Consider the following 8,772-nt stretch of genomic DNA (forward strand, 5'->3'; position numbering starts at 1 on the left):
CATGCGCGCTACGACTCCGGTATTTAGACGATATCACGGCTTGTACAAGCTCGCCGGAGCAATACACGTGCCGCATCCGCGGGCTACGGGAATAGCGTCGCCTGGCGGCGGGTGGTATGCAAACCAGGACTGATACCAGGGCGGCAACGGGCGCCGGCTGAGGTGCTGCGGATAGCGAATGAAGCGTGCGGGCAGCGTCATTCACGGCGCATGTATTCTTGTGCGCGCGAGTGCAGCCGGTGTTGCGGGGTGTTGCCGGCGTTGCCGGGTGATGCCTATAAGGCCGGCGCGCGATCGCGCCTGTGTGCGTCAGGGCCCGCCCCGCTAATCGCCCGGCCCTGGACCTAGATCGTCTTGCCGCTCGCGCGTGCAAGACGCGCGGCGCAGTCGGTGGCGCCCATGCCGTTCGCGACGTCGAACGCCGTGTTGCCGGCGCCATCGCGGGCATTCGGGCTGGCCCCGCGCGCCAGCAATTGCTCGACGATCTCCAGGTGGTTGAACATCGCCGCGATCATGAGCGCGGTGCGGCCGTCGGGCGATGCGCCTTCCACATCGGCGCCGTTATCGAGCAAGGTGCCGACCACGTCGGCATAACCCTTGAACGCGGCGCCCGCGAGCGGCGTCTGGCCGTTGTCGTTGCGCAGGTCGGGGTCGGCGCCGCGCTGGATCAGGGCGCGGACCGCATTGGCGTGGCCGTGGTAGCTCGCCAGCATCACGAGGCTGTCGCCTTTCTCATTGCGCAGATTGGGCGGCAGGCCCTGGTCGATGAGCGACGCTAGCGTCGCGGCCTCGCCGCGGCGGGCCGTATCGAAGACCTCGCGCGCGAATTCGAGGACACGCGGATCGGCATCTGCGTCCGGCGGTACGTTTGCGCTCACGGCAGACTCCTTCGCAAGGGCCAGGCGGTGCGCCCGGCGAGGTTGTCTGCCATTGTCGCCGATTCGCGCAGGCGGCGCTCGGCGATGGCTGCGTTGCCGCCGGACTCAATCAGGGCACGAGCCAGAGCGCGACGGCGTAGATGACCAGCGAGACCGCGAACGTCACCGCGGTATAGCCCATCACGCGCTGGATGCGGATGCCCGCGATCGCGACGATCGGCACCGCCCAGAACGGCTGCAGCATGTTCGAGACGTTCTCCGCCATCGCGACGCCCATCGCGGTGCGCGGCACCGAAGCGTGCAGGCTCAGCGCGGCGGGCAGCACGAACGGTCCTTGCACGGCCCAGTGCCCGCCCGCGCTCGGCACCAGCAGCGTGATGATGAGCGAGCTCAGGTAGCTCCAGATCGGCAGCGAGGCCGCCGTGGCGATCGTGACGAAAGCCTTGGCGATCATCGAGGCGAGGCCGGTGCCCTTCATGATGCCCATGATGCCGCCGTACACGGGGTATTGCAGCAGCATCGAGCCCGTCTGGCGCGCGGCGCGGCGGATCGCGTTCGCATAGGCGATGGGCGTGCGCTGCAGCGCGAGCCCGATCAGCAGGAAGATCAGGATCGTGGTGTTGATGTCGAGATCGAAGCCCTTGGCGCGCCAGTCCATCGCCAGATAGCCCACGCCGAGCACGAGCAGCAGCAGCGTGCCGAGCATCGACTGCTCGAGCCGCGTGGCGAAGGTGGGCGTGTCGCTGCTCGCGCGCGCGTGAGGGTCGTCGCTGGGGGCGGCGTCTTCGCTTTCGGCGGGCTGGTTGAAGGGCACGACATCCTCGGCCTTCGGGTGCATGCGGATGAAGATGAACGTCATGACGACCACCACGAGCACCGTGGGCACGAACACGAACGGCGCGAACACGGTCTGCGAGAGCGGCACGACCTGACCGGTGGCTTTTTCGACCAGATTGAGCGCATTGCCGTGCGAAGCCTGGGAAAGGGCGATCGAGCTGGAGAGGCCGCTATTGCAGATCGACCACGCCGAGTAGCTGCCGGCCACGAGCCACGCGAAATCGACTTTCACGCGCCGGGCGATCTCGCGCGAGAGCAGGGCGCCGACGATCAGGCCCAAGCCCCAGTTCAGCCACGCGGCGATAGCCACGACCGGGAACACCAGCAGCGCGGCGCGCGCGGGCGTCTGGGCCCGGGCGGCGAGCGCGCGCAGGCCGCGCTGCACGATGGGCGCTTCGGCGATGGCGTAGCCGGTCGCGAGAATCAGGATCATCTGCAACGCGAAGCCGAGGATGCCGAAGGTGCCCTCGTACCAGGCACTCAGCAGCGTCGGAATATGGCCTTGCGGGGCGATCGCGAGCGCGAGCACCGCGACGAAGGCGGTGAGGCAGATCGAGAGGACGAACGGGTCCGGCATGACCCGCTCAAAAACGTAGACGAGGGCGGCAACGACGCCGCGTCCGCTGGAAGCGCGCGCCGGTGTGTTGGCGCGGTTGTCCTGATGGCTGTCTCTTTTCATGCTGTTATTGCTCTCGCAACGTGTGTCTGCTGGCTGGCTCGTTCTTGTTATCTTGTGTTCGCAATAAGAACACAATTTCGTTAATCGAACCGGCCAATGGTCGCTTTATGCAACGTGAATGTCAAGCTGCAATATCGTGCTTATGCAGTATTTTTCACATCAAATGACAGCGTGTTGAATGCAATTTGAAAGCATTCGGCATGAAAAACAAATCGTAACCGTCGCCGCTGGACTCCTAAAATGCAACAGCGTGCAGTAATTTTGTGCGCCGCGTACGACGCAACAGCAGGACTCTGCAGTGCAACCACACACATGGAGGCTGGAGATGACGATTCGTCTAGGAGAGGATGCACCCGATTTCACGGCTGAAACCACCGAAGGTCCGATCCATTTTCACGAATGGATCGGCGATCATTGGGCCATTCTGTTCTCTCATCCGAAGGATTTCACGCCCGTCTGCACGACGGAACTCGGCTACATGGCCCGGCTCAAGCCCGAGTTCGACAAGCGCAATACGCGCATCATCGGCCTGAGCGTGGACCCGGTGAGCGACCATCAAAAGTGGGTCAAGGACATCGAGGAAACGCAGGGCAGCGCGGTCAACTATCCGCTGATCGGGGACGCGGACCTGACCGTCGCCAAGCTCTACGACATGATTCACCCGAACGCGAGCGGCGGCAGCCCACGCACGGCGGTCGACAACGCCACGGTGCGCTCGGTGTTCATCGTCGGGCCGGACAAGAAGGTGAAGGCCATGCTCGTCTATCCGATGAGCTCGGGCCGTAACTTCGACGAAGTGCTGCGCCTGCTCGACTCGCTGCAGTTGACGGCGAAGCATACGGTGGCCACGCCCGTGAACTGGGAACCCGGCGACGACGTGATCATCCCGACTTCGGTATCGGACGACGCTGCGAAGCAAAAGTATCCGCAGGGCTTCAAGACGCTCAAGCCGTATCTGCGCACGGTTGCGCAGCCGAAGTAGCACAGCGGGAGCGTCGGGGTGCGACGGGTCCATCGCGGGCCGGTCGCCCCCAAAAAAAACGCGGCGCACAGGCGTGCGCCGCGTAAGAGAAGGCCGGAGGATATCAGCCTCTCGCGCCCGGACAGCTTTGCACGGGACCAGCAGCGCTCGCGCTGGTCGACACGCGAACGCCGGTCGACAGGGGAAAGTGAAAATCAGTTCGTGGACGTGGGCCGCCACTTGAGCAGGCGATGCTCGACGGCGGTGAGCAGGTAGTCGGCAATCAGCGCGACCACCGCGAGCACGATCATGGCCGCGAACACGCCGCTCGCGTTGAAGGCGCCCTGCGCAGTCGAGATCAAGAGGCCGATGCCTTGCTTCGAGCCGAGGAATTCGCCCACCACGGCGCCCACCAGCGCGAAGCCGAAGCTCACGTGCAGGCTCGCGAGAATCCAGCTGAGCGCCGAGGGAATCACCACCGCAGTCGTCACCTGGCGGCGTGACGCGCCGAGGATCTGTGCATTGGCGATCATGTAGCGGTCGGCTTCGCGCACGCCCTGGAACGCATTGGCGAACACCACGAAGAACACCATCACCACGGCGAGCGCGACCTTCGAGGCCATGCCTAGCCCCAGCGCGATCACGAACACGGAGCCCAGCACCACGCGCGGGATCGAGTTGGCGATCTTGATGTAGAGGCTGAACACATCCGAGAGCAGCTTGTTGCGGCCCAGCACGATGCCGCAGAACACGCCGGCCACCGAGCCGATGATGAAGCCGAGCCCCGTTTCCTCGAGCGTGACCCAGACCTGCGTGAGCAGCGGGCCTTGCGACGTGCCGTTCACGAACCAGTCGACGATCTGCTCGAAGATCGCCGAGGGCATCGAGAAGAAGAATGGATCGATCCATTTGAGGCGCGCGGCCAGCTCCCAGCCGCCGAGCACGACGACGAGCACGAGAACGCGCAGGCCGATCACGAGTGCATGGCGGCGCCGGATGCGCTGCTGGGCACGCAGTTGCAGTACGCGTGCTCGCAGAAGACGCTGGATCCGGCGCTGGCGGAGGCTTTCGCGGCGATGCGCGAGAGCAATCGTTCGATGGTGGCGCTCACCAACAAGCTGCTGCTGCTCGCCCAGGCGGAGGCGTTCGACACCGCGCAGCGGCCAGGCGTGCCCGTGGATATGGCGCAGCTCGCGCGCGAGGCCGTCGAGGGGCTCGTGATGCTGGGCGAGGCGCGCGGCATCGACCTGGGCGCGGAACTGCATGGCGCCGCGCTCGTGTCGGGGCACCGCGAGCTGCTGCGCGCGATGGTGACCAATCTCGTGGACAACGCGTTGCGCTATACGCAGGCGGGCGGACGCGTGACGCTCAGCGTGCGCGCCAGCGAGCAGGCAGTGACGCTCGAGGTGCTCGACGACGGGCCGGGTATTCCCGCCGAAGCGCGCGCACGCGTGTTCGAGCCGTTCTTCAGGGCTGCGTCGGACACGGAGGGCACGGGTCTCGGCCTTGCGATCGTGCGCGAGATCGTGCATTCGCACGGCGGCGAAGTCAGCCTCGATGCGGGCGCGAACGGACGCGGCGTGCGTGCGCGCGTGGTGCTCGCGCAGTTGCACGCGATTCGCCCTGAGCCGGTTCATGAAGCGTAGAGCGCGGCGGCCACGTCCGCCTTGATCGAAGTCACCACGCGGAAGCGCGTTGCGTTCCAGAATGACCTTGCGAATTTAATGCGGAGCAGCCTCCGCATTAAATTCGTACTACTGGTTAATCTGTCGCGGCCGTCGACTCGTGGAAGAAGCGGCCGCTGTCCTTTCCGAATGAGACGGGAGGTGTTCGCATGAATGGGCTCTATAAGCGTCGCGGTGCGTTGAAGACGATCGGCATCGCTGCCGGCACAGTATTTCTGAATGCGGCAGGCCAGTCGCGGGCCATTGCAGCCGAGACAGCGTCATTGCTGCCGCAAGGTGCGACGCGGCTCGCCGAGCTGACGAGGCGGCTGGCGGCGGCACCGCGGCGGCGCGATTTCAAATCCGTCCCGATGATTCTCGACGATCGCGAGCAGTGGGACTACGAGGCCCTTGCCGAAGTGTTCGGCTATCAAGGCCAGCCGAGGCAAGTCTGGGTCAACACGGATCTCGCCGGCCAGTGGCCCGACGCCATGCGCAACGCGCTGAACACGGAGATCTGGTCGTTCAGGCATCCCGACACGCTGCTCGTCGCGGCTACGCATGGGTCGGCTCATCTAGCGTTGCTGGATCAGGCGGCCTGGAACAAGTATGCACTGGGACAACTCCCCGGCAACAAGCTCACGTCGAATACGCAGCTGCGGAAGCTGCCGGCTCAGTCCATCGGCGTGGGCGATCATCGGAACGTCGCGGGCGCTTACTCGACGCAGGACAACAGCATCCCCGCATTGCTCGCACGAGGCGTGGTGTTCATGACTTGCCACAACGCCATCTGGGAGCTGGCGGAGACACTGCACGCAGCGGGCAGCAACCCCGACAAGCTCGCCGTCGATGCGCTGGCAGCCGATCTGACCAACCATGTCATTCCGCAAGCGATCGTGACGCCCGGCATCGTGGCAACCGTGCTCGAGCTTCAGCAAGCGGGCTTTCACTACGCGCATTGAGCGCGCGCTGAGCACTTTGAGCACATTGAGCGCGTGCTCGGGCGTTGCCGCCGTGCGAAGACTACGCGGCAACGCCCGCTTGCAGGAACTCGTCGACGAGCGGAGCCAGCACGCGTGCATGCGCGCATGCGAGATCGTGGCCGCCGTTGCTCACCACATCGAGCTCCGAGTTCGGCAGCAATTCGAGCAGCTTTTCGCCAACGCTGAGCGGGCTGATCGGGTCGGCGTCACCCCACAGCAGCATGACGGGCTGCTGGACATACGCGAGCTCGCCGGTGAGGTCCTCGCGCAGCGTCACGAACCAGTCCGGCAATTGCGGATTTTGTGCAACGAATTCCTCGCGCCAGTCGCGCGCACCGAGCGCCTGCGTGTCGAGGCCGCCGGAGGTGACGGCCAGCACGAGATGCGTGACGAGGGCAGGCTTGGCCAGCGCGGCGCGCAAGGCCAGCACGCCGCCCATCGACTGGGCGATCAGCGCGGTCGGCTTGTCGATCTGCTGCACGACCTTGCGCACGAGATCTTCGAAATTCTCGACTTCGGGGTCCTTGGGCTCGGCGCCGAAACCCGGGTAGGCGAGAAAGCGACGCTCGGCCGGATGCTCGAGCTGGTCCGCGAGCGGTTGCCAGAATGCGGGATTACCCGAGGCGCCAGGCAGAAACAGGAGTTGGGTGGGAGCGTTCAAGTTGAATGGCCTGCAGCGTGCGTGTCTCGCGACCCCTGCGATGCGCCGGTTCATGCGCCACTGCGCGCGCTGTTTCGTTGATTGGGAGCCGTCGATCTTAGCATGGGACCCGCCTCGCGCCGGGCCGTGTGTGGTGCTTCGGGCAAGACTTTCAGCAGAGCGCATTGTGGACGGTACAATGTGGCCGGCCCGGCCAGGTTGTCTAGCCTAACCTTGCCGCACCTGGCGGCCGTACCTGGCCCGCCGTACTTCACCGGCCATACCAGAGAGTAGGGCTCGTACGAGGCCGCAAGCCGGGCAGTTTGCCCGCCTATTTCCAGATGACGACCATGCAAAACAAGCCGGCTCGCGGCACGCCACTGCCCGCATACGAACAGATCAAGCGTCACGTCCTTGCACAGATCGAAAGCGGCGCACTGAAGCCCGGCGACGTCGTGCCTTCCGAAACGGAGATGGTCAAGGAGTTCGGCGTCGCGCGCATGACCGTGTCGCGCGCGCTGCGCGAGCTCATGGCCGAAGGCGTGCTGAACCGCGTGCGCGGCTCGGGCACCTATGTCGCACCGCGCCAGTACGAATCGACGGTCCTGCAGATCCGCAATATCGCCGACGAAATCGCCGCGCGCGGGCATCGCCATACGGCGCGCGTGCTCGCGCTGGAAGCCAGCGACGACCCGAACGCCGTGGCCGCGCTCGAACTCGACACGGGGCCGGTGTTTCATTCGCGCATCGTGCACAACGAGGAGGGCGAGCCGATCCAGTACGAGGATCGCTACGTGAATCCCGAGGTGTTTCCCGAGTATCTCGCGCAGGATTTCACGGTCGAAACGCCGAATCACTATATGGTGCGCCTCGCGCCCATTCAGCGCGCGGAGTTCCGCATCTACGCGCAAAAGCCCGATGCGCATGTGCGCCAGCATCTCGCTATGGAAATTGGCGAGCCTTGTTTGCTGTTGTTGCGGCGCACCTGGGTTGGCAAGGATGTCGCTACTTCGGTGCGGCTCTGGCATCCGGCTTCGCGCTTTCATCTGGCGGGGACTGTTTGAAGGGTTTTTTTTGTGGTTATCCTGGCGGATGGCGCGGTTCCTTGTTTTCGCGGCGGGCCGCAAGCGTTGCCCCTGTGCGGGGCGGCACCTACTTTTCTTTGCCGCGGCAAAGAAAAGTAGGCAAAAGAAAGCCGCTCAAACCGCCAGTGTGACGCAGTGGACCACTGCCCTGTATATCGGAGCGGCTCCGGGGCGTCTGCCATCACGGGGCGTTTAGCGGAGTGACTAAGGGCTCATTCATCCGGCGGCGCTGCGCGCGCCGTGGGGCATAATTCAAACCGGTGGGATGCACGTATTTTCGCAGGACTCCAATGTATTCAAACGGAAGTACTCTCGCGTATCCGTAGGATTCCAACATATTAGGCGGCGGAACTTTCGCGAATTCGCTTGGCAGCGCGCCCGGTTTCCCTTGCAGACACTTCCGCCTGCGCGTAGCGCGTGGCGGGAAGGATGAGCCCCTTGTCACTAACGCGGAGTGTGCGAGGAGACGGATGCTCCGGAGCCGCTCCGATATACAGGGCAGTGGGGGACGGCGTCACACTGGCGGTTTGAGCCGCTTTCTTTTGCCTACTTTTCTTTGCGGCTGCAAAGAAAAGTAGGTGCCGCCCCGCACAGGGGCAACGCCTGCATACCTTATGCAAAACAAGGAAACGCGTAAAGCGTGTAAGGCACACCAGGCACGCAAGCCTGCGACGCCACCGAAACACTCACTTGTGCCTCGTGCGGCACACCAAATCGCATCGCCCACGCGCCATGGACATTCTTGTCTAGTCAACAAGAACGCCATTTGGTGTTCGACCCCACCGCTTCCCCTTATTTCCCGCAGAAAAAGCCCGCCAGGGTAATTCCCTAGACTCAATTTATCAAAACGAGTTGTATATACAACTTGGCGGCGGTAGACTAGCTCTCACGTTACAGCGACGCCGCTTCAGGCCATCGCCCGGTGTGGGCAGACAGGCAGGGCCGCGCAAGAACTTCTTTCACGAGACGAACGAACGCCATGAACCATCCCAACTTCACCGATCCCCGCCTCGACCCGTCCCGCACGATCCGCGCGCCGCGCGGC

General features: G+C 64.2%; 8 protein-coding genes. 4 read left to right on the plus strand and 4 right to left on the minus strand.

The genetic code is table 11. From position 1 onward, the window contains the following. Window positions 1–344: 344 nt before the first annotated feature. The gene (locus EYW47_RS26790; RefSeq protein ID WP_133197856.1) at window positions 345–878 is read right to left on the minus strand and encodes an ankyrin repeat domain-containing protein; all 534 of its coding nucleotides are present in this window, start codon (window positions 876–878) and stop codon (window positions 345–347) included. Between the two features lie 109 nt (window positions 879–987). Further along, on the minus strand, window positions 988–2,394 hold the full coding sequence (locus EYW47_RS26795; RefSeq protein ID WP_133197857.1) for a TIGR00366 family protein: 1,407 nt from the start codon (window positions 2,392–2,394) through the stop codon (window positions 988–990). Window positions 2,395–2,719: 325 nt separating this feature from the next. Between EYW47_RS26795 and EYW47_RS26800 the strand changes: the two genes are divergently transcribed. Further along, window positions 2,720–3,376, plus strand: coding sequence for a peroxiredoxin (locus EYW47_RS26800; protein WP_133197858.1), 657 nt, complete (start codon window positions 2,720–2,722; stop codon window positions 3,374–3,376). A gap of 194 nt (window positions 3,377–3,570) precedes the next feature. Here EYW47_RS26800 and EYW47_RS26805 read toward each other — a convergent pair whose 3' ends face one another. Continuing rightward, window positions 3,571–4,404: an ABC transporter permease gene (locus EYW47_RS26805; protein ID WP_133197875.1), complete on the minus strand. Its 834-nt coding sequence runs from the start codon at window positions 4,402–4,404 to the stop codon at window positions 3,571–3,573. On the opposite strand from EYW47_RS26805, the gene EYW47_RS26810 reads away from it, so the two are divergent. Both EYW47_RS26810 and tetH read left to right on the plus strand, forming a co-directional pair. Then, complete coding sequence (locus EYW47_RS26810) at window positions 4,339–5,001, plus strand: sensor histidine kinase (protein ID WP_133197859.1); 663 nt, start codon at window positions 4,339–4,341, stop codon at window positions 4,999–5,001. The genes EYW47_RS26805 and EYW47_RS26810 overlap by 66 nt on opposite strands. 188 nt (window positions 5,002–5,189) lie before the next feature. Next, window positions 5,190–5,981, plus strand: a complete 792-nt coding sequence (gene tetH, locus EYW47_RS26815; protein WP_133197860.1) for a thiosulfate dehydrogenase — start codon at window positions 5,190–5,192, stop codon at window positions 5,979–5,981. Between the two features lie 61 nt (window positions 5,982–6,042). Here the strand turns inward: tetH and EYW47_RS26820 are convergent, their stop codons facing one another. After that, the gene (locus tag EYW47_RS26820; protein ID WP_133197861.1) at window positions 6,043–6,663 is read right to left on the minus strand and encodes an alpha/beta fold hydrolase; all 621 of its coding nucleotides are present in this window, start codon (window positions 6,661–6,663) and stop codon (window positions 6,043–6,045) included. Between the two features lie 329 nt (window positions 6,664–6,992). Here EYW47_RS26820 and hutC point away from each other — a divergent pair, with 329 nt between their 5' ends. Further along, a complete protein-coding gene (gene hutC / locus EYW47_RS26825) occupies window positions 6,993–7,706 on the plus strand; it encodes a histidine utilization repressor (protein WP_028218755.1) in 714 nt (237 codons plus the stop codon). Window positions 7,707–8,772: the final 1,066 nt, after the last annotated feature.

Origin of the sequence: Paraburkholderia silviterrae (assembly GCF_004353915.1) — a bacterium.
Classification (GTDB): domain Bacteria; phylum Pseudomonadota; class Gammaproteobacteria; order Burkholderiales; family Burkholderiaceae; genus Paraburkholderia; species Paraburkholderia silviterrae.